Below are 22,867 nucleotides of genomic sequence, written 5' to 3'. Positions count from 1 at the left end.
CCGACCGGACCGGCTGCCGGCGACCTACCGCCGCACCCACGGCGTCACAAAGGCACCGCCAACAGCCTGGCCGCCGTGAAGTCGATCCGGGCCACCCGCCCGGACCCTGCACGCCTACCTGCGCCGGCGCAACGCCAACGCCCGCCACCCCGGCATCCTCGCCGCCCAACGCCAAGAACGCGCCCGCATCCGCAGCGGGAAAGGCATCCGCTGGGGCGGACGCGCGGGAGCAACCGCAGCCTGACCACCCCGGCAAACCTATGCAGTCACAGCACCAACTGTTCCGCGCGGCGGTCCTTTGGGCGCGTCCTGTCAGCGCTGAATCATTGGCGGGGGTTGCGGGGGATCCGGACAGGATGACGTGTGGCGCGGTGGGCCCGTCAGTTCACAGAGCGAGGCAGTACGGCGAGGGCAGTCTGGGCAATGTCCGTCAGCGTCTCCGTGTTCGCCCCGGCCTTGCCCAATGCTTCTATACCGCGCAGTACGGCGAGCACCAGCGCAGCCAGCTTTCCGGGATCCACGTTCGCGGCGATATCGCCGTTGCGCTGGCAGGCGGCGATATCGTCCTCGAGCAGCGTGCGCAGTGCCTCGATCGTCGCGTGCGCCCGCTTGGCCACCGTCTCGTCGTGTTCGGCCAGCTCCGCGGCACCCTTGGCCAGAAGGCATCCGCGGTGCACGGTGTCCGCGGCGGTGGCCGCCGCCACCAGGTGGACGTGGCCGGACAGCCGCGCGTACGCGTCCTTGTCGTCGCCCCGCAACTGCTGTCCCGTGGCATCGACCACAGAGGCGCAGTAATCGTCGAACACTCGACGGAACAGCTCCTGTTTTCCGCCGAACGCGCCGTACAGGCTGCCTTTGCCAAGGCCTGTCGCCGCGGCGACGTCTTCCATGCGCGTGGCGGCGAACCCACCAGACCAGAACAGATCACGGGCGATGTCCAGTACCTGCTGCTCGTCGAACTTCCGGGGTCGCGCCATGACGGGCAGCCTACACCTTTCTTGACTATGTCGTCCATAACGGTCGGCTTTGAGGGTGGGGGAGTCGGGAACCGAGGGTGGGAATGTCATGACGGAAGCGCCGGCAGTCGAGGTGGCGGTCGCCGCCGAGGTCAACGGCGACATCGGAACGGCTTCCGCGATCCGCGGGGCCTACCGCGCGATCATGACGTCGATGCGCGCCGGAGAGTGGGTTGGGTCACAGTTCTTGACCCGTTCGTCCAGTACTAGGTTTTTTACCGTATCGTCCATAACGAGCCCGCCGCACTGGACGCGGGTCTGACGCAGAGCAACGGCCGCGGAGTGCAGACCTCCGCCGAACAGGAGCCTTGACCATGGGACAGCTCGACGGTAAGACAGCCATCATCACTGGGGGTAACAGCGGGATCGGGCTGGCCGCGGCCAAGCGGTTCGCCGCCGAGGGCGCGTATGTGTTCATCACGGGTCGACGCCAGGAGGCGCTCGACGCCGCGCTGGCTGAGATCGGTCCGAATGCCACTGCCGTTCGGGGCGACGTCTCCGATCTTGACGACATCGACCGCCTCTACGCCGCTGTCGCCGAGCAGGGCCGTCGCATCGACGTGCTGTTCGCAAACGCCGGCGGCGGCGAATTCTCCACCTTGGAAGACGTCACCGAGAAGCATTTCGACTCGACCTTCGGTATCAACGTGAGGGGTACGCTCTTCACGGTCCAAAAGGCGCTTCCTCTGCTGAACGAGGCCGCTTCGGTCATCCTCACGGGATCCACCGCCGCCACCTCGGGCGGCGAGGCCTTCGGCGTCTACGCCGCCTCCAAGGCCGCCATCCGCAGCTTCTCCCGCACGTGGGCCAACGAGCTCAAGAGCCGGAAAATCCGAGTCAACACCCTCGTCCCGGGTCCGATCGAGACGCCCGGCAACTCCGGACTGGCTCCTGATGCGGCAGAGGCCGCCAAGCTCTGGGACTTCTTCGCCAGCCAGGTGCCGCTTGGCCGCATGGGTCGGCCGGAGGAGGCCGCCGCGGCGGCACTCTTCCTCGCCGGCGATCAGAGCAGCTTCATCACCGGAACCGAGCTCTACGTCGACGGCGGTCTCAATCAGATCTGATCGCCCTCGTGGGGACAGCGGTTCCGGCCCGGGGCGGCAACCGCGGTTCACCGTGGAGAACCAGCTCTAAGCAGCACCTACGCCCTCACCGCAGTGGCCGGCCAGTGCCTGCCTGATCTGGTCGGCTCGGCGGTGCGCGGACTGCTCGGACGAGGCCCACGCAATGTAGGCGTCCGGTCTGACCAGTACGGACTTGCCGGTCAGGCCGGCTGGGGTGACGCACTCCACCGCGTCGGCCCAGCCTTCGGTCACCGAAGAGGGGAGCGCTGTGTCTGCCGGTGTGACCAGTACAAACCGGCGGCCGCGCAGCGCCTCGTACAGGCGTCGTCCGTCGCTGAGGAGGACATCCGGTGCCCGTTTCCCCGTAAGCGGGTGCGCGCCGGCCGGGGCGCCGTAGGCGATGTCGATTCCGGACATCGCCCGCCCCAGCCGCAAGGCCACCGGCGGGAGACGCAGGACGGTCCGGGCGGTGATGTCCCGGACGCCGCGAAGCGCCCTGGGAGTGGTCAGTACACCACGCAGCAGCGCACCGCTCATCCGCAGCACCCTGCGCCCGACAGGGTGCCTTTCGGCCTCGTAAGTATCGAGCAGGGCTTCGCGGGCATGGCCGTGCAGCACGGCAGCCAGTTTCCAGCCCAAGTTCGCAGAATCCTGAATGCTGGTGTTCATGCCCATGCCCCCGGCGGGGGAGTGCACGTGCGCCGCATCACCGACGAGGAAGACCCTGCCCACGCGGTAGTGCGGCGCCTGCCGCTCATCGCTGTGGAACCGTGACATCCAGCGCGGGTCGTGCATGCCGAAGTCACCGCCGAGCGCCCGGCGGGCGACCGCCCGGATCTCCTCCAGATCGACCGGTGCGCTGTCCGGCATCTCGTGGTGGCGGTTCCACGCCATGATGCGGAACCATCCGTCGCCGAACGGAACGAGTATCGCGAAGGCGTCGCCCACCGCCCCTACGGTCGGGGGCCTTTTCGGGGGGTCGGCCAACCGGACATCGGCGAGCATCATCGACCGCACCGCGGAGCGGCCGGGGAACGGCAGGCCGACCGACCGGCGTACCAAGCTGCTTCTTCCATCGGCGCCCACGGCGTAAGCCGCGCGCAGGGTCTGCGGGGAGCCATCCGCCGCCCGGACCTGAACGTCCACGCCGGTCGCATCTTGCGCAAGCCCGACAGCTTCCCAGCCTTCCCGGATGTCGGCACCTCGGGAAAGGGCCCGCTCCCGGAGCACTCGCTCGGTGTGGTACTGCGGCGTCACCAGTACATGCGGGTAGCGGGTTGGCAACCGCGACAGATCGATCTGCAAGAACTGGAGAACCGGGTTACGGACACCGGTCGCAAGCAGCTGGTCGGCGACACCACGGGCGTCCAGTTGTTCCAACGTCCGGGCGTGGACCGCAAACGCCCGGGTGAGTTGCGAATTCTGTACGCGGCGCTCGACGACGGTACACCTGACACCGGCCTCCGCCAGATCGCCCGCCAGCAACAGCCCCGATGGGCCTGCTCCTACGATCAATACCTGGCTGTCGGAGCTCATGTGATCCCCTCCAGGGTTGCCGGGGCCACTGTGGTGAGCGGGTCGGAGGGCTGGTTCCGGGCTCCTTGCCCGGCCGTCCGGCCGGACAACCGAAAGCCGCGGCACCGGACCAGCCCCAGCCGCAAGACCACCGTACTTACGGTACCTCTGGCCCAAGGCCCGCGCGCGGCGTCCCGGCACGCCTTGCCCTTGTCTCCGTCCGGAGGACAAAGACTCACCGGACTCGGCTCGAGCCGGAGCCTGCGCCGGCAGACGGTTACCGTAGTACGCCCAGAACTCAGGCTCCCGCCGTGCGCCATCTGTTCGAAAGTGACACATCTTTCCGCACGCGGCCGACCGCCGAGTTGACGAGGCGGCCATGTGGATGGATGCCGACTCGAATGAACCGCTGTCATGCAGACGGATGCGCCGGTGTACGGGGCTGCCGTTGACCATCGGCAGCCCCGAACTCCTTTGGCCTGCAAGCCCATGGCAAGCGATGCCTCCCGCGCCGATGCGGATGACGCGTCCGTGGACTTTGCGTAGGCAGACGGCGAGTTTGCGGAGGGACCAGCGGGTGAAGGGCCGGCCGCGTGCGGTGGTGCGGGTGGTGGCCGTCTGGACGACGAAGTCCTCGTCGTCAGGGGTGAGCGGGCGGGGACGGCCTCCCGCCCGCTGAGGGTCCAGGCAGGCCAGGCCGATCTCGTTGAACCGGTGGATCACATCGCGCACCGTGTCCTCGTCGGTCTGGACCAGCTGGGCGATCACCGGCACCCGGTTCCCGCCGGCGGACGCCGGCAGCAGCGTCGCCCGCCGCTAGCGCACCGAACTGGTACTGCCCCGGCGAACCGATGAGTTCACAGCACTACGCCGTATCAGGCAACGTTCGCCCTGCTGTTGCTGGGCTGGACACTGCCATACTCGGCGCTATGGGGAGAGCTTCGAGTCGCACCCGATCGTGGGGACCCGGTGATCTGACCGGTGGGCTGGTCGATCAGGTTTTCGCGGGGGTGCGTCACACTGTGCCCGGGTTGATCATCGAACGTCTGGCGGTCGCGCACGCCAATGATGACGACAACGTGTACTACCTGGGTGATGCGGCCATCCTGGATCGCGTCCAGCTCGATACCGGCCCGGATGGTCAGCCGCCGTTCCTGGTTGAGGCCGATGATCGGGTGGTGACCTCAGATGTCGCAGAGGCAGTCGCGGCTGTTTCGCGGGGGCTGGGTTCAGGCGACGTTGATCTTGGCGACGACCTGCCGTAGGCGGTTGTCGTTGGCGTGGCGGTTCCGCCAGATGATGTAGCGGCGGATCATGCTGCCCTGTTCTTTGCGGCTGTCGTGGTCGGTGCCGTCGAGGATGAAGTAGCGCAGGGCGGTGAACTGGGCGGCAGAACTCCAGGAACGTCGAGCGGTTCTTGGTCGTCTTGATGTGCCCGTAGAGCTTGTCCGTGCCCGGGTCGTAGGCGGCGAACAGGTGCCTGACCCCCGTGTGGTCGGGTGCAGTTCGCCCGTCGCCTCGGCCTGGGACCGCGCTCAGGGTCTTTGTGTGTGCCGCCGCGCTCGGCTCATTGCCGTCCGGGGTGGGGCTGCAGGTTGAGCGGCCCGAACTCATCAACGCAGAAGATGACGGTGGGCTCGCCGTCCTCGGCGATCGCGTAGAGGTGCTCGACCCGGGCCTTCTTGGCCTCGTAGTCGGGGTCGCGGGAGGTCTTCCAGGTCTTCACGCATTGAACGAGACGCCCTCTTCGCGGAGCAGAACCCGAAGGCCCTCGTGGCTGATGTCGTCGACCACCGCCTCGGCGACCAGGAAGTCTGCCAGCTTGGCCAGGCTCCAAGTCGAGAACGGCAGTCCGTGCTCGGCCGGCTTGGACTTGGCGATCTTCTTGATCTCGCGGCGCTCGGGCAGGGTGAAGGTCCTCGGGCGTCCGCCTTTGTACTTCGGGTAGAGCGCCTCGAAGCCGTCGTTGTTGAAGTCGTGGATCACATCCCGGACCCGGTCCGGGCTGGTGAACGTCACCTCGGCAATCTTCGCCACCGGCATGCGCTGCGCGGACAGCAGGAGCATCTGTGCGCGCCGCCAGGTAACCACCGAGCCGGTCCCTCTGCGGATGATTCGCAGCCCGTACGCGTTCTGCCACCCGCACAGCGTGGCGGCCCGCGACTGCCGCAGCGATCACCCAGGCGGCGCGTCACATCACAAGAGGGCAAACGTTGCCTGATGCGGCACTAGGTCGTGTCTCATAATTGATCTTGTGGTGGGGCGAGGAGAGATAACGGACTCGGCGTGGTCGCGGATAGAGCCGCTGCTTCCGCAGAGCGAAGGTGCTGGACGTCCGTGGCGAGACCATCGGCAGGTCGTGAACGGGGTGCTGTGGCGGCTCCGTACTGGTGCGCCCTGGCGCGACCTTCCTGAGCGATACGGCCCATGGCAGACCGTCTATCGGCGCTTCGCCCAGTGGGAGAAAGACGGCACCTGGGCCAGGCTGTTGCAGGAGGCCCAGGTCCGTAACCACGCGGCGGGCGCCGTGGAGTGGACGGTCTCGATCGACTCCACGGTCGCCCGGGCGCATCAGCATGCAGCGGGCGCCCGCAAAAAGGGGCTGAAGGTGGGGACGAATCAGAAGATCCGGCAGCTGTCGCGCGTCGCGAGGCGCTCGGCCGGTCCCGGGGCGGGCTGACGACCAAGGTCCACATGGCGGTGGACGGCCGGGGGCTGCCTCTGTCGATCGTGCTCAGCACCGGGAACACGGCAGAGTGCACCATGTTCCCCGCTGTGCTGGAGGCAATCCGCATTCCGCGGACCGGCCTCGGATGCCCGCGCACGAAGCCCGACCGGGTGGTGGCGGACAAAGCATATTCGTCCCGGAAGATTCGCCACCTGTTGCGGCGCCGCGGCATCAAGGCGACCATCCCCGAGCGCCGGGACCAGGTCGCCAACCGAGCTCGCCGTGCGGGCAGGGGTGGCCGGCCACCGGCCTTCGACAGGACCGCCTACCGGGGGCGGAACGTCGTCGAGCGGTGCTTCGCCCGGTTGAAGCAGTTCCGTGCCGTGGCAACCCGGTTCGACAAATTGGCGGCCCGTTACCAGGCCGGGGTCGTCATCGCGGCACTGGTCCTCTGGCTCAGGGCAGACGGCTGATCACCGTGTTCAGTCCGAGTTGAACCACACCAGCACTCCCGGGCCGTCCGGGGTGATCACCCGCACCCAGGCCTCATCGGCCTCACGGATACGGCTCTCATCCAGTCGGAGAGCATGTGGCTCCTCGGTGGCCCCATCAGATGCCCAGTAGCGAATGGCTTCGATGATCTCGCGGAGCTTGTCCAGCTCGTCATCTGGCCACGCGTAGTTCCAGGTGCCGGCACCACGGAAGTCCTTCTCAAACAGCTGACGCAAGGCGTCCAGCTCATCAGGGCCGAACAACGGCACCAGGAAACCTTCGACCTGCCCCTGCCGACAAGCCGTTCCGCCGTACTGCTGCTGATAGACAACCCCGGTCTTCGCCTCGACAACCACATGCAGCCAGTCGCCGGCACTGATGCCGTCAGGGTCGAGGAAGACGAAGCGTCGAGAGCTCATGGCGACAGTCTTCCGGGCTGTCGACCACGAGCTCAACGACATATCACCCCTGCAAGATCAATTACGAGACACGACCTAGCACGGCGGGCGGCGGCCGGTGAGGCACTGCCATTGGTCCCGGGCGGCGTCGAGTCGGGCGAGCGCCGCGGCGAGTACCGTGTCGCGGCTCTGACGGGCCGTCACCGTGTTCAGTCGGCGGCGGGCTTGTTCCGTGGAGCGGGTGTCCGCCTGCACCGAGGTGAGTTCGTCCTCGGCCTTCTTGACCGACGCGGTGAGCTCCGTGCGGAACCCGTCCTCTTTGGCGACCTGGTTCTCGATGCGGACACTGAAGCCGCGCACGCTCTCCTCGGTGTGCCGGGCCGTCGCATAGGACTCCAGATGCACCCCGTCCGGCCGCCTGAGGTAGATGTGGTGGCCCACCGGGCTGTGCTCGAACCGCACCTGCATCCCGTCCAGGGGCAGTGCCTTCGGCTTCGGCCCGGATATGACGATCGCGTGCTCGTACAGGGATACCTTCCCCAGCAGCGAGATGAAGCGGCCGTTGCCGGGCTGCCGCAGCCGCGCGATTCTCCGCGCGGCGTTGTCCACCCTGCGCCGATGGGAACGATCGGCTCGCGCCACGTGCCTCCGGGCCGTCGCCAGTTCCCGTCGCGCCTGGCCCCGCAGGTGCCGAACGGCCCGCCGCGCGCGGTCCAGGGCCTCCCTGTCCTCGTGGTGACGGTCGGAGAACGCGAAGCTCCAGCCGCCGGGATACCGGCGGAGCCGCCACCCCACCCCCGCGAGGGAGAGGGCCACGACGATCAAGATCGCCTGAACTATGCCCACATGCCCACCCCACCCAGTGACAACCGCCACGGCGCCGATGCGCACGAGGCGGCGGAACCAGCCGAAGGTGCCGACCATGCCTAATATGCGTAGATATGCCCAGCCTGGTCGCCCTGGATGCGTCAGGGGCGGCACGAATGTGCGCACCGCGCCCGGCGGCATCAACGCGCCTCCGGGGAACCGCGGCGCGACTGGTTCGCCGCGTACCCCGACCCGTGGCGGCCCGGGCCGCCACGGGTCGCGGTACGGACCGCGGGAGACCGGACCGCGCAAGGGCCCGGCGGCAACGGGTTCGCCCCGGCCGTCCACCGTGCTCACCTCGTGAACCCTCGTGAGGAGCGCGGCCGGAGCGGTGGTGGTGCTGGTGGAGGTGCCCGTGGGGGCGGCCGGCACCGCTGACGGGCCTCGCGCCGGCGCGTACCGGCGGGGCGCCCGCCGGCAGCCGGACCCGCCGGGTCAGGCGGGGCCCACGTCACGCGGCAGGCTCTCCACGACCGGCGGCGACCGCCGGGCGGCGGCTCGTCCGGGCCCCTCCACGAGAACCGGGAAGAATCTTCGCCGACGATGTCGAGAACCCGTGGCCGGCTCCGTCCCCGTGGTGAACGCGACCACAATGGGCGCACCAGCACCGAGGAGACACACCATGGCCAAGTACCTGCTGCTCAAGCACTACCGCGGGGCTCCCGCCGCGGTCAACGACGTGCCGATGGACCAGTGGACGCCGGAGGAGATCTCGGACCACATGCGGTACATGCACGAGTTCGCGGCCCGGCTCGAGCAGACCGGCGAGTTCGTCGACGGTCAGGCGCTCGCCCCCGAGGGGACGTTCGTCCGGTACGACGGCGAGGGCCGGCCCCCGGTCACCGACGGCCCGTTCGCCGAGACCAAGGACCTCATCGCCGGGTGGATGGTGATCGACGTGGACAGCTACGAGCGCGCCGTCGAACTGGCCGGGGAGCTGTCGGCCGCCCCCGGCGCGGGCGGGAAGCCGATCCACGAGTGGCTGGAGCTGCGCCCGTTCCTCGCGGCGCCGCCCACCATCACCGAGTGACCTGCTCCATGGACGAGGCACTGCTCCGGAGCCTCACACCGGGCGTGCTCGGGATCCTCGTCCGCCGCGGAGCCGACTTCGCGGCGGCCGAGGACGCCGTTCAGGACGCGCTGGTCGAGGCGGTCCGTGTCTGGCCGGCCGACCCTCCGCGGGATCCGAAGGCCTGGCTGGTCACCGTGGCCTGGCGCCGGTTCCTCGACGCGACCCGGGCGGACGCCGCCCGCCGCCGGCGTGAGGACCTCGTCGAGGAGGAGCCCACACCCGGACCCGCGCCCGCGATGGACGACACGCTCCGGCTCTACTTCCTGTGCGCCCACCCGTCGCTGACCCCGTCGTCCGCGGTCGCGCTCACCCTGCGCGCCGTCGGCGGATTGACCACCCGGCAGATCGCCCGGGCCTACCTGGTGCCCGAGGCGACCATGGCGCAGCGCATCAGCCGGGCCAAGCGCACGGTCTCCGGCGTACGGTTCGACCAGCCCGGCGACGTCGCCACCGTGCTGCGCGTCCTCTACCTGGTCTTCAACGAGGGCTACTCCGGCGACGTCGACCTCGCCACCGAGGCCATTCGGCTCACCCGGCAGCTCGCCGCCGCGATCGACCACCCGGAGGCGGCGGGGCTGCTCGCCCTCATGCTGCTCCACCACGCCCGGCGCGGCGCCCGGACCGCGCCCGACGGCAGCCTGGTGCCGCTCGCCGAGCAGGACCGCGGCCGGTGGGACACCGGGGCGATCGCCGAAGGCGTCGGGATCCTGCAGGCGGCCCTCGCCCGCGACCGGCTGGGCGAGTTCCAGGCCCAGGCCGCCATCGCGGCGCTGCACGCCGACGCGCCCGCCGCCGAGGAGACCGACTGGGTGCAGATCGTCGAATGGTACGACGAGCTGACGCGCCTGACCGACAGCCCGGTCGTCCGGCTCAACCGGGCGGTGGCCGTCGGCGAGGCCGACGGAGCGCGCGCCGGTCTGGCGGCGCTTGCCGAGGTGGACGATTCGCTGCCGCGCCACGCCGCGGTGGCGGCATACCTCCACGAGCGCGACGGGGACCTGGCGACGGCGGCACGGCTGTACGCCGAGGCGGCCCGCAAGGCGTCCAACCTCGCCGAGCGCGACCACCTGACGCGCCAGGCCGCCCGGCTCAACGCCCGACGGCTCCGGCGCGACAGGTGACACCGTCATCGGCGCCCGTGCCGTTGATCGGGCGGCGACCGCCGGGGTCTTCGGAGGAGTCGCGCGAGAGCACGGATCTCCCGGGGCGCGGCGGCGGCCGTCAGGGCGCCGCCGCTGCCGACCGGCGCGACCCCGATCGCCACCGGACGGCGGCGGTGGCGCCGGTCAGGAGCCGGACCCGCGCAGGACGCGCAGGTCCTCGGCGGCCTGCAGGCGCAGGGCGGGGATGAGCGGGTGCAGCGGCTCGGGCAGCGCCGCGAGCATCTGTGCCACCTCCGCCGGGGTGCCGACCTCATCGAGGAAGCCGATCATGAGGTGCCCGGCCACGGGCGGGGTGGTGGCGATGACCTTCTGCGAGAAGTCCTGCCACTGCTCGGGGCTGACGTGGTCGCGCAGCGCGGGGAAGAGGATCGGCTCCTCGTGGCCGAGGTGGTCGTGGATCGCGTCGCGTACGGCGGCGGCCGCACCGTGCAGCGCCGCGCGGACCTCGTCATCCGCGGTGCCCGCGCCCGCGGGCGTGCTGTCGTCGCCGATGGCCACGGCGGCGAGCCGGTCCAGCGCGGCGTCGAGTCGCACGTGTTCCTCGCTGAGGGCGTCCAGGCCCTGGGCGGCGGCCGGTGACGCCGCCACGATCCGCGGCCACAGGTCGTGGTCCTCGGTTTCGTGGTGATGACGCAGGTTCTCCACCAGGAAGTCACGGAGCTGCGCCAGGGCCCCCAGCGGGACCGAGGGGCGCGGTGCGGCCTCGGCCAGCAACGTCGTGGCCGTCCGGTGGACGCCGTGGGCGAGCCGGGTCTCGAGGACGGCCATGGGCTCGTCGGCGTGGGGAAGTGCAGTGGTCATGTATTCGAACGTATTCATTAGAACTCTTTATTGTCAATATAGTGACTTACCGTGGCGGGCTACAATGCGTCGGTGACCACCCGGAAGTACCACTCGCCCCGCCGCGCCCATTCGGCGGCCGCCACCCGCGAAGCGATCCTGAGCAGCGCGCACACGCTCTTCCTGGCCCGCGGATACGCCGGGGTGACCATCGGGGACATCGCCGAGGCGGCGAGCGTGGCCGTCCCCACCGTCTACAGCAGCGTGGGGAACAAGCCCGGCATCCTCACCGCCCTGCTCGAGCCGGCCCTCACGGACCCCGCCATCGACGACACCCTGACCGCGGTCCAGGCGAGCGACGACCCGTGCGCCGTCATCGAACTGACCGCCCAGGGCACCCGGCTGACCCACGAACGCCACTGGGATCTCGTCTACGGCCTGTTCTACCGCGACCCGCCGGGGGAACCCGCCGTCAAGGCCGTGCTCGACAAGGGGACGGACGGCTACGTCCAGCAGCTCACGGGCGTGGCCGACCGTCTCGTGGCACTCGACGCACTCCGACCGGACCTCAGCCGTACCGATGCCACCGACCTGCTGTGGTTCCACCTCGGCCCGCACGCCTGGATCACCCTGGTCGGCGAACGCGCCTGGTCGTTCGACCGCGCCCAGGACTGGATCACCCACGCGGCCCGCCGCGCCCTGCTCAAGGAGCCCGGCGCCCGGGCGTAGGCACACGGCGGACGGTCACCGACGGCACTCCGGCAGGCTCAGCGGTGCCCGCCACGCGGCGGGGTCGGGTGGTCGGGGGGAGCCGCGGAAGGTCCGGGTGCCGGCCTGGCGGCGCGGGCGGTCGTCGTCGTACGGAGGAGGGGGAAGGACGAGCGTTCCGGGCCGGGCGGCACGGACGTCGCGCGTCACCGCTCCAGGGCGCGACTTCCGATGCCGCCCGTGACGGCGGCGCGCATGGGGACACCGCGGAAGGTCTGGATGAGGACGACCGCCGCACCCGCTGTCACGCACTGGTCGGCGAGGTTGAAGATCCCCGAGTCCCCGATCTGGATGAAGTCCAGCACGGCGCCACGGCCGAATCCCGGGGTGCGGAAGATGCGGTCGGTGAGGTTGCCGCCGGCGCCCGCGAAGATCAGTCCGAGGCCGATCGCCCAGCCCGTGGACCGTATGGAGCGGGAGACCCGCGCGATGAGGAAGAGGACGACGATCGCCACGAGGGTGAAGGCCAGGGTCGCGCGGGGCGCGAAGGAGCCGGCGGCCCCGGAGTTCCGGAAGGCGACGAAGGTCACCGCGCCGCCCAGGACGTCACGGGGTTCGTGCCCCTCGACGGCAACCGCGGCGATCGCCTTGGTGATCTGGTCCACGGCGAGTCCTGCCGCCGCGATGGTCCACAGCAGATGCGTTCGCCGCACCGCCCACCTCCTGATCGCCGACCGTTCCGCACCGAGCGTACGCGCAGCTCCCGGCGGCTGAGCAGGCGCCCGGAGCGTCGGCGCACGCCGCGCGCGAGGGCCGGGGCACGGCCGCGGTCGGCCCCGCGCGGCGCTCCGATCGCCGTCCGGTCACCGACGTCTCCGGACACGCGGGTGGAGTGACGGGTGACCGGCTTTCCCGGCCCCTTCCGGAAACCGATGGGCGGGCCGCCGCCGAACTGCGATGATGTCCCCGTTTCCCAGCGGAGGACGTTTGTTCGTTTTCGTGTGTGCGGGGTGCGGCGCCGAGCTGACCGTCCCGTTGTCCCAGGTCGCCCTGCCGGTCCACGCCCGCCACAAGTACGGGAACGGGCTCCAGCTCCCGGTGCTCATGGAACCGGGCACGTTCGCCGTCGATCCCGAGCCCTGGGGGCCGCCGTGGCGGCGATGGGACGAGATCGATCCGGACGAGGCGGCCGCCCGCGGTGTCCATGGACCCGTCCACGCCCTGTCCGATGGCGCGCCCGGTGCGGTCGTCATCGCCCCCGGAGACGCTCGCGGCACTGTGCTGATCCCGGAGATGGGCGGTGGTTACTGCTGCGGACTCGACGGGGGTGACGGCCCCAACATGGCCTGCGAGGCGTGCGGCCTGCCCGTGGCGAGCCGGATCGACGACTGCTCCCTCTGGCAGGCGGTGTGGCTCGCCCCGGACGCCGTTCGCCGTCACCCCGTCGGTGGTGCCGGCACCGAACCGCTCTCCTGGGCGCAGGTGATGGCGGAGGGGAAGGCGACGCGCCCGGTCGCGCCGATGACCAGGTGGGGGGCGTGGGGTGACGGTGACTATCGGTGGTCCTGGAGTCCCGAGTGGGAGGTCGCGGCCGGCCGGGCGCTCGCCCACCTGCTGGTGGCCTCGGAGGGCCGGTGGGTGACGGTGCCGGACGGCCTGGTCGCGGAAGTCTTCCAACGTGCCCTGGACGCCCTCCTGCCCGCGGGTCCACCGGTGCGGCGCGCCGTGGTGGCCGGCCCGGGGTTGCCCGCTCCCGACGAGGACGCCGCCATCCTCCTCGTACCGGCCCATCCGCAGACGGGGGAGGCCTGGGCCCCGGCCGGTCGGGCCGCCTCGGCGTACCCGGTGCCGCTGCCGTTCGGGGTGTGGCTCTGGCTGGTCTCGCCCGAGCCGGACCTGCCCGTCCCCACGTCGGGCGGCCTGCCCGACGGAGCCCTCCGCGACGATCCTCCCGTGCGGCGCCCCCATCGCCCGTTCTGGATCGACCTGGAAGCGTTCCGGTACGCCCTGGTCCGGCTGCCGGCCGTCCGCAGCCCGTGGCTGCGCGAGATGCTCGACACCATCCTGGAGCACCGCCGGGGCGGCCTTCTCTAGTCCCGCCGTCACGCCGTGGGCGGGAGCGCCGAGGTCCGGTCCGGGCCCTGGGGACACGCCCGGTGGGCTCCGCGGGCGATCGGGCTGATGGGGCGTCAGGCTAGATTTGTGGATGTGATCAAGCCGGCCGCCGGGAATCGTGGTGCCCGGGGCGCGTACATCGCGGCTGCGGCCGTCTTCGCGGTCGGCATGGCGGGGACGACGCTGCCGACACCGCTGTACGGGCTCTACCGGGAGGAGATCGGGTTCTCCGAACTGGTCGTCACCGTGGTCTTCGCGGTCTACGCGATCGGCGTGATCGCCGCGCTGCTGATCGCCGGCGACTTCTCCGACGTACTCGGCCGGAAGCCGGTGCTGCTGTCCGCACTGGGACTGTCGCTGCTGAGCGCGGTGTGCTTCCTCTTCCAGAACGGGCTGCCGCTGCTGTTCGTCGGACGGCTGCTCTCGGGATTCTCCGCGGGTCTGCTCAGCGGGGCCGCGACGGCCGCCGTACTCGAGCTGGCGCCCCCCGCCCTGCGCGCACGGGCGGGACTCGCGGCCACCGCCGCGAACATGGGCGGCCTCGGATGCGGACCGCTGCTGTCGGGACTGCTGGCGCAGTACGCACCATGGCCCCTTCGGCTGCCGTTCCTGGTGCACATCGTCCTCCTGGTGGCGGCCTTCGCCGTCACCCGTGTGCTGCCCGAGACGGTGGCGGCCGGTACTCCGCGCCCCCCGTTGCGCCCTCAGGGCATGGTCGTGCCGCCGCAGACGCGCTCGGCGTTCGTGCCGGCCGGGCTGGCGGCGTTCGCCGGCTTCTCCCTGCTCGGACTGTTCACCGCGGTGGCGCCGAGCTTCCTCGCGCAGACACTGGGGGAGCACAACCTGGCCGCCACCGGCCTGGTCGTCTTCTCCGTGTTCTGCTCCTCCACCGCGGGGCAGATGGTGATGGGCCGTCTGGGCGTGCGGCGGGCGCTGCCGTTCGGCTGCCTGGTCCTGACGGCCGGTATGGCCGTCGTGGCGTTCTCGCTGGTGGTCGAGTCCCTCCCGGTGCTGGTCGTGGGCGCCCTGGTCGGCGGCCTCGGCCAGGGCATGTCGTTCCGCGCGGGCCTCACCAGCGTGAGCGCGGTGGCTCCCGACGAGCACCGCGGCGCGACGATCTCGGCCTTCTTCGTCGTCGCCTACGTCGGGATCTCCGTGCCGGTGGTCGGCGTCGGCGCTCTCACCCTCGTTCTGGGGCTGCGGGGCGCCGGCGTGGTCTTCGCGATGTACGTGATCCTGGTGTCGGCCGCCGTAGGGGCGTTCCTCCTGCGCCGGCCCCCGCGCGCGGACTGAGCACGGCGGTGGCGGGGCCCGACCCGCCCCCGGAGAGACGGTGCCGCCTGTCCGACCCGGCCGCGGCCCCCGCCCCGGTGACGAGGACCGAGGGCCGGCTCCCGGACGTTCAGGCCGGCTGGTCGGCGATCAGATCCGCGAACTCGTTCTCGGTGAGGACCCTGGTGCCCAGTTCCCGGGCCTTGGCGAGCTTGGAACCGGCACCCTCGCCCGCGACCAGGATGGTGGTCTTCTTCGACACGCTGCCCGAGGAGGATCCGCCGGCCCGCGTGACGAGCTCGTTCATCTCGGTGCGGTTCCGGCCGGCGAGCGGGCCGTGCATGCCGCCGGTGATCACCACGATCTCCCCCGACAGGGGACCGCCCTCGACCGCCGCGGGAAGCGAGGGTTCGCTCATGTTCACGCCCGCGGCGACCAGCTTGTCGATGACCGGGCCGAGTGCGGCGATGTGCGCGCCGATCCTCGGGGCGTTGGCACCGGGGAGCTTCGGGACCGCTGTCAGGGCATCGGCGTCGGCGGCCCGGATGGCGTCCATGGTGCCGAAGTGGCGGGCGATCTCCCGGGAGAGCGTGCGGCCGGTGCGGACGATTCCGAGGGCGCAGAAGACCCGGTTGAGGGGCTTGGCCCTGGCCGCCGTTATCTGCGCGAGGACGGTGTCCGCCCGCTTCTCGCTCCGCGTCGCGTCGACCAGTTGCTCACGGGTGAGGGAGAACAGGTCGCCGACGTCGGCGACCGCGCCGCTGTCGACCAGGGCCTCCAGGTAGGTGACACCGAGGCCGTCGATGTCGAGCTGGTCGCGGCCGACCGCGTAGCGCAGGGCCGCGAGCAGCCCGCATCCGCCGCCGGTGCCGCCCGCGCACTCCCATCGCTCACCGGAGGTGTCGATCTCACCGCCGCACTTCGGGCAGGCCTCGGGCAGCGCGATCGGCGTCTCGGCGCCGGTGCGGAGCTCCACGACCGGGGCTTCCACGCGGGGGATGATGTCTCCCGCCTTGAAGACGCCGACGGTGTCGCCGATCATCAGGCCGCTGTCGCGGATGAACCTCGGGTTGTGCAGGGTCGCGTACCGCACGACGCTGCCGTCGACCTCCACCGGCTCCAGCACGGCCCGCGGGGCGACCACGCCGGTGCGGCCGACGTTCCACTCCACCGCGAGGAGCTGCGTCCGCCGGACGGACGCGGGCAGCTTGTACGCAGTCGCCCAGTGCGGGTGGCGCGTCGCGAAGCCGGCCTCCTCCTGCTCGGCGACCGCGTTCGCCTTGATGACCACACCGTCGATGCCGAACGGCAGTTCCGCTCGCAAGGCGGCGATCTCCTCGACCCGGCGCCGGACCTCCTCCACCGTGGCATACACGCGCAGGCCCGCCGGTGTGGCGGCCGTGGTCTGCACCCCGGCAGCGGCGACCGCGGCCATCATCTCCTCGTGCGTCGCACCGGGCAGACCGATCACGCCGTACGCGAAGAAGGTCGTCTCGATCACATACGGGCGGTCCTTGGCGCGCAGCGTCCCGGCGGTGCCGTTGCGCGGGTTGGAGAAGACCTTCGCGCCGTGGGCCTGCCGGATCGCGTTGGCCCGCTCGAACTGGTCCCGGGTGAGGAGGACTTCACCGCGCACTTCGAACGTCGCCGGCGTGGCCAGCCGCAGGGGGAGACCGGCGATCGATCCGATCGCGTGGGAGATGTCCTCGCCCAGGACGCCGTCGCCCCGGGTGACGAGCTGCGCCAGGCGTCCGTCGACGTAGCGGGCCGCGATGGCCGCCCCGTCGAGTTTGGGCTCGGCGACGTATCCGCCCTCCACCGGCCCGCCCAGCCGGCGGGCCAAGGACGCGTCCCACTTGGCGAGTTCCTCGGCACTGAAGACGTTGTCGAGCGACAGCATGGGAACGCTGTGCGCGACGTCGCCCGTCGGGGCCGCGCCACCGCCCACCTTGCCGGTGGGGGAGTCGGGTCTCACGTCCTCCGGATGCGCCAGCTCGTAGCCGCGGATCCGGTCGGCCAGCAGGTCGTAGGAGGCGTCGTCGAGCGCGCTCGTCCCGTCACCGTAGTAGGCGGCGCACGCGGCCAGGGCCGTGTCCACGGCGGAGTGGTAGTCCTCGCGGGAGGCCGGCGTGTCAGCGGTAACTGTCGTCATGTGCCGCATCTTGGACCACGGGTCTGACACTGCCGCCTGGGCGCCGCACAGCGCGGTGGGGCCGGCACGCGTGACGGACGGCGTGTTCGTCCGCATGACGGGTGCCGGACGACGGACGTCGAACCGCCGTCGGCCGCCCACTGAACGGACTTCGCGATTCCCGTCGCGGGACGGGGCGCGACTGTGTGAAGATCACCGCGGCCGTTTCAAGGTGGGGTGGTACTGATGCGCAAGCGCACGCTCGTGATCGGCGGGTTGCTGGTGGCCGTCGCAGGCATCGCGTTCGGGATCCGGACGGTGTTCTTCCCGGCGCCCTACGCGCTCGCCGACTCGCCGGCGGTCGACGTGACGGTCCGGGCCGAGCGATCGGAGTATCCGGACGTGGCGGAGACGGCCGACGAGGTGGAACCCCTCATCAAGGTGTACGTACAGCGGCTCAAGGCGGGAGATGCCCGGGCGCTGGAGGAGTTGTCGGGTCCGGCGTACCAACAGCCGCGCGAGGACGCCGAGAAGTTCGTACGCGAGTACTCCGACGGGGCCGGTGGCCATGTCGAGGCCACGGTGCTCGAAGGCTCGGTCCCGTACTTCAACGACATCGTCCTGAGCTACGACAAGACCGGGCAGAAGCAGGAACTGGTCCTGGTCAAGGTCGACGGGACCTGGTGGGTGGGGCTTGGCGACGGCGATCCGGCCGCGGGCAACGCATAGCCGATCCGGTCGGGGGAGCACGCTGCCCCCGCTCGGGAAAGCATCCGCCGGCCGGAGGCCCGCGTTCCGCCGCTTGCGCGAGAAGTGCGTGTGCCGTGCGCGGCGATGGACGGTGATGGACGGCCCTCCGCGCATGCGCCCGCGGCGTCCCAGGGCGGTCACGGATGCCCAGATCAGAGGCGCGGAATCGTTCCGGTGTCCCGGAATCCCCGGATGCGGTTGTGGCCGCGGGCGGGGTGCGTGAAAGCTGTCCCCGTCCTCGGCCGGGGCGGCCGCCTACGGGAGGACTTGACATGCACATGATTTTCCGCCATGACCGGATCGTTCCTTGGGGGCAGGGGAATGGAAACCAGGCTCAGCACACGTGTCTTACCGTGCCACGAACGCTTCGACCTCTGGCAGGACATGGTCGAGCGGATCGTGGCACCCTTCGAGATCCACACCGACCACACAGCCGACTTCGACGCGACCATCCACGCGGTCGAGGCAGGTCCCCTGCAGGTGGCGTTCTTCGACCAGCCCGCCCTCGAGGCCCGGCGCACCGCGCGGCTGATCCGCCGGTCTGACCCCGACGTCCACCACCTGGGGCTGGTCACACGGGGGACGGCCTGCCTGACGCTGGGAGACCGTTCCGCCGTGGTGCCGGCCGGGACCATGGTGCTCGTCGACTCCTCGCGTCCGCACACCAACGTGCTCCGGGCCGAGTCCGGCAACGCGCAGGGCCTGACCCTGACCATCCCGCGCGGGCTGCTGCCGCTGCCGGCGGCGGACGTGGGGTCCCTGCTGGCCACGCCGATGTGCGGGCGGACGGGGACCGGCGCGCTGGTCGCGGCCCACCTGCGCGGCCTCCTCGCCCACGCGGGGCAGTACGGCCCCCTGGACGCCGCCCGTCTGGCCACCGTCACCCTGGACCTGGTCACGGCCCTCCTCGCCCAGCGCCTGGACCCCGGCCGAACCGCTCGGGCCGAGGACTCCGGGGTGCTCTTCGAACGCGTCCTCGCCTTCGTCCAGCACCACCTCGCCGACCCCGGCCTCACCCCCGGGTACATCGCCGCGGCACATCACATCTCCCCGCGTACGCTGGAGCGTCTCTTCCGGCCCCACGGCACCGCCCCCGCCGCGTGGATCCGCGCCCGCCGGCTCGACCGCTGCCGACGCGACCTCGCCGACCCCCGGTTGCGGGAACGGCCCATCCACGCCACGGCCGCCCGTTGGGGGTTCGCCAGCCCGGCCCACTTCACGCGCACCTTCCGCGCCGCCTACGGCATCAGCCCCCGGGAGCTTCAGGAGCTCACAGCGGCCCCCGAGGCATGACGCGAACCGTCAAGCCCCTGCCGCCACAGGGCAATGCCTCCGCGCTCCGCACCGGGCAGGGTTGAACCCGCCACCGCACCTCGGGGACACGCCAGGGCACGCCGGACACCGGCGGCCACGGTTGAGGGGCAGCCGTCCCGGAGGCGCATCACAGCCCACCGGTGTGGGCGGACGACGCCCACCGAAGACAGCACTCGATTTGGGGGATCCATGAACCGAGCCATCGTCTCCGGCGCGCTTGCGCTGGTCTCCGCCGCGACCGGCCTTGCCCTCGCTCCCGCGGCATCGGCCGCCCCGCAGGCCTGTGTGACCTCGACGCTCAACACCGGATACGAGACCCAGGGCAGCATCACCGCCGTGAAGTCGTCGTCGAGTTCGTGCGGCGACCTCAACCTCACCTACTCCGACGACACGACGTCGTCCGGCTACGACTACTACGCCGGCCGTCTGCGCCGCTCCTCGGACGGCAGCTGGTTCACCTGCTCCCGGGGGTACAAGACCGACTTCCCGATCTACGACGGAAACCACAGCATCAACGACTCCAGGTACTGGCTGTGCACCGATGTCTCGGGCGGCACCCGGTTCGGGGTCGCGAGCTGGCTGGACGGCGGCGACACGGTCAAGATCACCCACTGACCCCGATCCCGCGTTCCACCGGGGGCCGTCGCGAGGCGGCGGCCCCCGGCCGCGGGAGGAGAGGAGCGATCCGGATGATCCGTCCGGCGAACCCGTACCGATGCGTGGTCGGCGTCGCCGCCGCGGCGGCCGTCGGCCTGTCGGCCGTCGCCTGCTCGGCCGGCCCCGGCCCGTCGAACAGCGCTCCGGTCGCCCACGCGGCCCCCGCCGGCCTCACTCACACCCTGCCGGACGATCCCGTGCGCATGCTCTTCCCCGCGACCGGCGCCGAAACCCGCTGGATCCAGGGCCTGGACGTCCTCCGGCAGCAGGTGTCGCGCTCCGTCACGGCCTCCTGCGCGCGCGCCGCCGGGATCGGCCTGCCCGAACAGGTTCCGGTCGCCTTCATCCCGTTCTCCGACATCCCTGACCTGGACTTCATCGACCGGCACGGCTTCGGCCGGAGTGCCGAGGTTCCCGACCCCGCGGCCAGCCCTCTTCGGGCCCGCTCCGGCGACCCCGCACCCACCCGGTCCGCCGACCCCGCGGACGTACGCCGCTGTGCCGACGAGGGCGCCTCGGCCGCCCGCCGGAGCCGCGGCGCCTACGCCCCGCTCCAGGGGCAGTGGTTCCGCGCACTGGCCACGCTGCGCCGCGATCCCGCCGTGGTGCGCGCCCTGGGCACCCTGCCCGACTGCTTCGCCGGACACGGCTTCCACGTCCGCGACGAGGACGCGTTCTTCGGGCTCGCCGACTCCCGGCTGCTCTCCGCCGGCACCGCCGAGCTCCCACGCGTCAACCGCGAACTCGGCCATGCCTACGCCTCCTGCATGCGCCCGGTCGAGGCCGTCCGCGAACCGGCGCGTCTGCGGCTGCGCACACGCTTCGTCGACGAGCACGCCGACCGGATCCGTGAACTGCGAAGGACGTTGGTTCCCGCACTCCACCGCACCGAGGAAGAGTACGGACTGCGCCTGTCCTTTCCCGCGCCCTGATCGCGCCCGCCGTGCGCGCGGCCCGCGCGTGTCCGACTACGGGCCGCCCGGCGCCCATCGAATCCGGCCAGTTGTGCGGCACGGCATTGTGCGCACGCGCGCGAGATGTCACCGTCGTGCGCGCCTGGCACGCCCGATCCTCCGTGCACGAAGCAGCCCGGCGCCCCGCGCGGCCCGGGTTGCCCGATCAGTCCGACCGGAGTTCCGGAAATCCGTCCAAGGAGATTCTTCGCAGTCATGAGAAGCGCATTACGTGTTCCCGCCGGCGAATCCCACGCGCGGCGCCGGGGCGTCATGGACGCGAGGCCGGGCCGGAGCGCCCGGATCGTGGTGTTCGCCGCGATCACGGCGGTCCTGTCGGCGGCCACGCTGATCGGGGCCGGTCCTGCGGCGGCGGCCCCGGCACCGATCAGGCTGACCTCCACGTCCTGTCCCGCGGAGATCGTGCAGGGTCAGGTGAGCGGCTGCGTCACCGAACTGCAGAACCTGCTCAACGCCCACGGCGCCGGCCTGACGGTCGACGGCGAGTTCGGGCCGGGCACGCTGTACGCGGTCCGCACGTACCAGTCCGCCACCGCGATCGCCGTGGACGGGCGGGTGGGGCCCCAGACCAAGGCCAAGCTGTACGCGACCGGGGGCTCGGCACCGGCGCCGATCACCCTCACGTCCTCCTCGTGCCCCGCGAACATCGTCCAGGGCGACAAGGGCGGATGCGTCACCGAACTCCAGCGCCTGCTCCGCCACCACGGGTACGCGGTCGACGTCGACGGCGATTTCGGTCCGGGGACGGCGAGTGCGGTTCGGAGCTTCCAGTCCGCGCACGGGCTGTCGGTCGACGGCCAGGTCGGATCGAACACCAAGCGGGAGCTCTACGACACCGACGAGTCCCCGTCCACGGGCCTGGACCTGCGGTCGTCGTCCTGCCCGTCGGAGATCGTGGAGGGGCAGAGCGGCGGCTGCGTCGCGACGCTGCAGGCCCTGCTCAACGGCAAGGGTCAGCATCTGAGCGTCGACGCGGAGTTCGGGCCCCTGACGCTGGCGGCGGTGAAGTCGTTCCAGTCCGCGAGCGGCCTGTCGGCCGACGGCCGGGTCGGCCCGAACACCAAGGCCGCGCTGTACGCCAACATCGGCGGCGGCGGTGGCAGCGGCGCACCGGCGCCGGTCAACCTGAACTCCGGCGCGTGCCCGAACGAGATCGTGCAGGGCCAGCGCAGCGGCTGCGTCACCGAGTTGCAGAGCCTGCTCAACCACCACGGCGCCGACCTCGCGGTCGACGGCGAGTTCGGGCCGCTGACGGACAGCGCGGTGCGGGACTTCCAGGCCGAGAAGGGCCTCACGGCAGACGGCAGGGTCGGCCCGAACACCAAGGCCGCCCTGTACGGCGTGGTCACCCCGCCGACGTCACCTCCGCCCGGCGGCGGGTACGGCAAGATCCTCGAGGTGGCCGCGGCCGAGGTCGGCACGGTCGAGGGCAGCGCCCGGGCGAACAGCTACGGGGCGTCCGTGGGCCTCTCCCTGTCCACCGACAACTACGCCTGGTGCGCGGTCTTCGTGAGCTGGGTGGCCAAGCAGACCGGGGCCACCTCCTACCGCAACAGCTACGTCTCGGGCTGGGTCAGGCAGGCACGGGCCGGCAACTACCACCTCTCGGTGACGTCCAGCCCGCAGCCCGGCGACATCGTGGCCTTCGACTGGAACGGCGGCAGCGACTTCGACGACGGGCAGGAGCACATCGGCATCGTCAGAACGGTGAGCGGCTCCACCTTCACCACCGTCGAGGGCAACACCGGCAACCCCAACGGAGGGAAGGACGGCGTCTACATCAAGAACCGCGGCACGAACAACGGATACGACGTGGTCTTCATCCGGGTCCGCTGACCGGTCGCCGCACGGCCGGTCAGCGCCTCCGCCACCGGGGACGCCGCGATTCGGCGGCGTCCCCACCGGACCCGG

21 protein-coding genes and 2 pseudogenes are annotated in these 22,867 nt (G+C 71.1%); 14 read left to right on the top strand and 9 right to left on the bottom strand.

What is annotated here, in order from left to right:
• Positions 1-380 precede the first annotated feature (380 nt).
• A complete protein-coding gene (locus AB0F62_RS04970) occupies positions 381-977 on the bottom strand; it encodes a TetR/AcrR family transcriptional regulator (RefSeq protein ID WP_361792250.1) in 597 nt (198 codons plus the stop codon).
• 88 nt (positions 978-1,065) lie between these two features.
• On the opposite strand from AB0F62_RS04970, the gene AB0F62_RS04965 reads away from it, so the two are divergent.
• Both AB0F62_RS04965 and AB0F62_RS04960 read left to right on the top strand, forming a co-directional pair.
• Positions 1,066-1,278: a hypothetical protein gene (locus AB0F62_RS04965; protein ID WP_361792248.1), complete on the top strand. Its 213-nt coding sequence runs from the start codon at positions 1,066-1,068 to the stop codon at positions 1,276-1,278.
• A 52-nt stretch (positions 1,279-1,330) separates the two neighbouring features.
• Positions 1,331-2,080: an SDR family oxidoreductase gene (locus tag AB0F62_RS04960; RefSeq protein ID WP_361792246.1), complete on the top strand. Its 750-nt coding sequence runs from the start codon at positions 1,331-1,333 to the stop codon at positions 2,078-2,080.
• A 66-nt stretch (positions 2,081-2,146) separates the two neighbouring features.
• On the opposite strand, the gene AB0F62_RS04955 is transcribed toward AB0F62_RS04960, so the two are convergent.
• Both AB0F62_RS04955 and AB0F62_RS04950 read right to left on the bottom strand, forming a co-directional pair.
• Positions 2,147-3,616 carry an FAD-dependent monooxygenase gene (locus tag AB0F62_RS04955; RefSeq protein WP_361792487.1) on the bottom strand — a complete coding sequence of 490 codons (1,470 nt, stop codon included), beginning with the start codon at positions 3,614-3,616 and terminating at the stop codon, positions 2,147-2,149.
• 564 nt (positions 3,617-4,180) lie between these two features.
• Positions 4,181-4,363: pseudogene (locus AB0F62_RS04950) on the bottom strand (helix-turn-helix domain-containing protein); the annotation flags it as partial.
• A gap of 263 nt (positions 4,364-4,626) precedes the next feature.
• Here AB0F62_RS04950 and AB0F62_RS04945 point away from each other — a divergent pair.
• A complete protein-coding gene (locus tag AB0F62_RS04945; protein WP_361792244.1) occupies positions 4,627-4,860 on the top strand; it encodes a hypothetical protein in 234 nt (77 codons plus the stop codon).
• Here AB0F62_RS04945 and AB0F62_RS04940 read toward each other — a convergent pair.
• Positions 4,825-5,662 (bottom strand): annotated as a pseudogene (locus tag AB0F62_RS04940) (helix-turn-helix domain-containing protein). The gene AB0F62_RS04945 and the pseudogene AB0F62_RS04940 overlap by 36 nt on opposite strands.
• Positions 5,663-5,852: 190 nt before the next feature.
• Between AB0F62_RS04940 and AB0F62_RS04935 the strand changes: the two are divergent.
• Positions 5,853-6,736, top strand: a protein-coding gene (locus tag AB0F62_RS04935) for an IS5 family transposase (RefSeq protein WP_361792485.1) whose coding sequence is annotated in 2 segments (ribosomal slippage) — positions 5,853-6,198 and positions 6,198-6,736 — 885 coding nt in all. Because the reading frame shifts where the segments join, the coding sequence is not laid out codon by codon here.
• A 9-nt stretch (positions 6,737-6,745) separates the two neighbouring features.
• On the opposite strand, the gene AB0F62_RS04930 is transcribed toward AB0F62_RS04935, so the two are convergent.
• Both AB0F62_RS04930 and AB0F62_RS04925 read right to left on the bottom strand, forming a co-directional pair.
• A complete protein-coding gene (locus tag AB0F62_RS04930) occupies positions 6,746-7,174 on the bottom strand; it encodes a DUF6210 family protein (RefSeq protein ID WP_361792242.1) in 429 nt (142 codons plus the stop codon).
• A 75-nt stretch (positions 7,175-7,249) separates the two neighbouring features.
• Positions 7,250-7,969: a hypothetical protein gene (locus AB0F62_RS04925; protein WP_361792240.1), complete on the bottom strand. Its 720-nt coding sequence runs from the start codon at positions 7,967-7,969 to the stop codon at positions 7,250-7,252.
• Between the two features lie 673 nt (positions 7,970-8,642).
• On the opposite strand from AB0F62_RS04925, the gene AB0F62_RS04920 reads away from it, so the two are divergent.
• Entirely contained in the window at positions 8,643-9,050 is a 408-nt protein-coding gene (locus tag AB0F62_RS04920; protein ID WP_361792238.1) for a YciI family protein, read from the top strand.
• An 8-nt stretch (positions 9,051-9,058) separates the two neighbouring features.
• On the top strand, positions 9,059-10,213 hold the full coding sequence (locus AB0F62_RS04915; RefSeq protein ID WP_361792483.1) for a DUF6596 domain-containing protein: 1,155 nt from the start codon (positions 9,059-9,061) through the stop codon (positions 10,211-10,213).
• Between the two features lie 165 nt (positions 10,214-10,378).
• Here AB0F62_RS04915 and AB0F62_RS04910 read toward each other — a convergent pair whose 3' ends face one another.
• Positions 10,379-11,056 carry a hemerythrin domain-containing protein gene (locus tag AB0F62_RS04910; protein WP_361792236.1) on the bottom strand — a complete coding sequence of 226 codons (678 nt, stop codon included), beginning with the start codon at positions 11,054-11,056 and terminating at the stop codon, positions 10,379-10,381.
• A gap of 72 nt (positions 11,057-11,128) precedes the next feature.
• On the opposite strand from AB0F62_RS04910, the gene AB0F62_RS04905 reads away from it, so the two are divergent.
• Positions 11,129-11,764 carry a TetR/AcrR family transcriptional regulator gene (locus AB0F62_RS04905; RefSeq protein WP_361792234.1) on the top strand — a complete coding sequence of 212 codons (636 nt, stop codon included), beginning with the start codon at positions 11,129-11,131 and terminating at the stop codon, positions 11,762-11,764.
• 185 nt (positions 11,765-11,949) lie between these two features.
• On the opposite strand, the gene AB0F62_RS04900 is transcribed toward AB0F62_RS04905, so the two are convergent.
• Positions 11,950-12,456, bottom strand: coding sequence for a signal peptidase II (locus tag AB0F62_RS04900; protein ID WP_361792232.1), 507 nt, complete (start codon positions 12,454-12,456; stop codon positions 11,950-11,952).
• 274 nt (positions 12,457-12,730) lie between these two features.
• On the opposite strand from AB0F62_RS04900, the gene AB0F62_RS04895 reads away from it, so the two are divergent.
• Both AB0F62_RS04895 and AB0F62_RS04890 read left to right on the top strand, forming a co-directional pair.
• Positions 12,731-13,837: a hypothetical protein gene (locus AB0F62_RS04895; RefSeq protein ID WP_361792230.1), complete on the top strand. Its 1,107-nt coding sequence runs from the start codon at positions 12,731-12,733 to the stop codon at positions 13,835-13,837.
• A 114-nt stretch (positions 13,838-13,951) separates the two neighbouring features.
• Entirely contained in the window at positions 13,952-15,151 is a 1,200-nt protein-coding gene (locus AB0F62_RS04890; protein ID WP_361792228.1) for an MFS transporter, read from the top strand.
• Between the two features lie 109 nt (positions 15,152-15,260).
• Here the strand turns inward: AB0F62_RS04890 and ligA are convergent, their stop codons facing one another.
• Positions 15,261-17,282, bottom strand: coding sequence for an NAD-dependent DNA ligase LigA (gene ligA, locus AB0F62_RS04885; protein WP_361792226.1), 2,022 nt, complete (start codon positions 17,280-17,282; stop codon positions 15,261-15,263).
• Between the two features lie 225 nt (positions 17,283-17,507).
• On the opposite strand from ligA, the gene AB0F62_RS04880 reads away from it, so the two are divergent.
• From AB0F62_RS04880 to AB0F62_RS04860, 5 genes are all read left to right on the top strand, one after another.
• Positions 17,508-17,990 carry a hypothetical protein gene (locus AB0F62_RS04880; RefSeq protein WP_361792224.1) on the top strand — a complete coding sequence of 161 codons (483 nt, stop codon included), beginning with the start codon at positions 17,508-17,510 and terminating at the stop codon, positions 17,988-17,990.
• 342 nt (positions 17,991-18,332) lie between these two features.
• Entirely contained in the window at positions 18,333-19,304 is a 972-nt protein-coding gene (locus AB0F62_RS04875) for a helix-turn-helix domain-containing protein (RefSeq protein ID WP_361792222.1), read from the top strand.
• Positions 19,305-19,514: 210 nt separating this feature from the next.
• Entirely contained in the window at positions 19,515-19,940 is a 426-nt protein-coding gene (locus AB0F62_RS04870; protein ID WP_361792220.1) for a hypothetical protein, read from the top strand.
• 74 nt (positions 19,941-20,014) lie between these two features.
• The gene (locus AB0F62_RS04865; RefSeq protein WP_361792218.1) at positions 20,015-20,914 is read left to right on the top strand and encodes a hypothetical protein; all 900 of its coding nucleotides are present in this window, start codon (positions 20,015-20,017) and stop codon (positions 20,912-20,914) included.
• Between the two features lie 237 nt (positions 20,915-21,151).
• On the top strand, positions 21,152-22,792 hold the full coding sequence (locus AB0F62_RS04860) for a peptidoglycan-binding protein (RefSeq protein WP_361792216.1): 1,641 nt from the start codon (positions 21,152-21,154) through the stop codon (positions 22,790-22,792).
• Positions 22,793-22,867: the final 75 nt, after the last annotated feature.

It is taken from the genome of Streptomyces sp. NPDC026673 (assembly GCF_040638135.1).
Taxonomy (GTDB): domain Bacteria; phylum Actinomycetota; class Actinomycetes; order Streptomycetales; family Streptomycetaceae; genus Actinacidiphila.
The sequence above is the reverse complement of the archived record's forward strand: the minus strand, read 5'-3'. Positions and strand labels throughout refer to the sequence as shown.

Coding starts and splice junctions, on each gene's coding strand:
- AB0F62_RS04970 (WP_361792250.1), bottom strand. CDS start 977: ATGGCGCGACCCCGGAAGTTCGACGAGCAGCAGGTACTGGACATCGCC.
- AB0F62_RS04965 (WP_361792248.1), top strand. CDS start 1,066: ATGACGGAAGCGCCGGCAGTCGAGGTGGCGGTCGCCGCCGAGGTCAAC.
- AB0F62_RS04960 (WP_361792246.1), top strand. CDS start 1,331: ATGGGACAGCTCGACGGTAAGACAGCCATCATCACTGGGGGTAACAGC.
- AB0F62_RS04955 (WP_361792487.1), bottom strand. CDS start 3,616: ATGAGCTCCGACAGCCAGGTATTGATCGTAGGAGCAGGCCCATCGGGG.
- AB0F62_RS04930 (WP_361792242.1), bottom strand. CDS start 7,174: ATGAGCTCTCGACGCTTCGTCTTCCTCGACCCTGACGGCATCAGTGCC.
- AB0F62_RS04920 (WP_361792238.1), top strand. CDS start 8,643: ATGGCCAAGTACCTGCTGCTCAAGCACTACCGCGGGGCTCCCGCCGCG.
- AB0F62_RS04915 (WP_361792483.1), top strand. CDS start 9,059: ATGGACGAGGCACTGCTCCGGAGCCTCACACCGGGCGTGCTCGGGATC.
- AB0F62_RS04910 (WP_361792236.1), bottom strand. CDS start 11,056: ATGACCACTGCACTTCCCCACGCCGACGAGCCCATGGCCGTCCTCGAG.
- ligA (WP_361792226.1), bottom strand. CDS start 17,282: ATGACGACAGTTACCGCTGACACGCCGGCCTCCCGCGAGGACTACCAC.
- AB0F62_RS04880 (WP_361792224.1), top strand. CDS start 17,508: ATGCGCAAGCGCACGCTCGTGATCGGCGGGTTGCTGGTGGCCGTCGCA.
- AB0F62_RS04875 (WP_361792222.1), top strand. CDS start 18,333: ATGGAAACCAGGCTCAGCACACGTGTCTTACCGTGCCACGAACGCTTC.
- AB0F62_RS04870 (WP_361792220.1), top strand. CDS start 19,515: ATGAACCGAGCCATCGTCTCCGGCGCGCTTGCGCTGGTCTCCGCCGCG.
- AB0F62_RS04865 (WP_361792218.1), top strand. CDS start 20,015: ATGATCCGTCCGGCGAACCCGTACCGATGCGTGGTCGGCGTCGCCGCC.
- AB0F62_RS04860 (WP_361792216.1), top strand. CDS start 21,152: ATGAGAAGCGCATTACGTGTTCCCGCCGGCGAATCCCACGCGCGGCGC.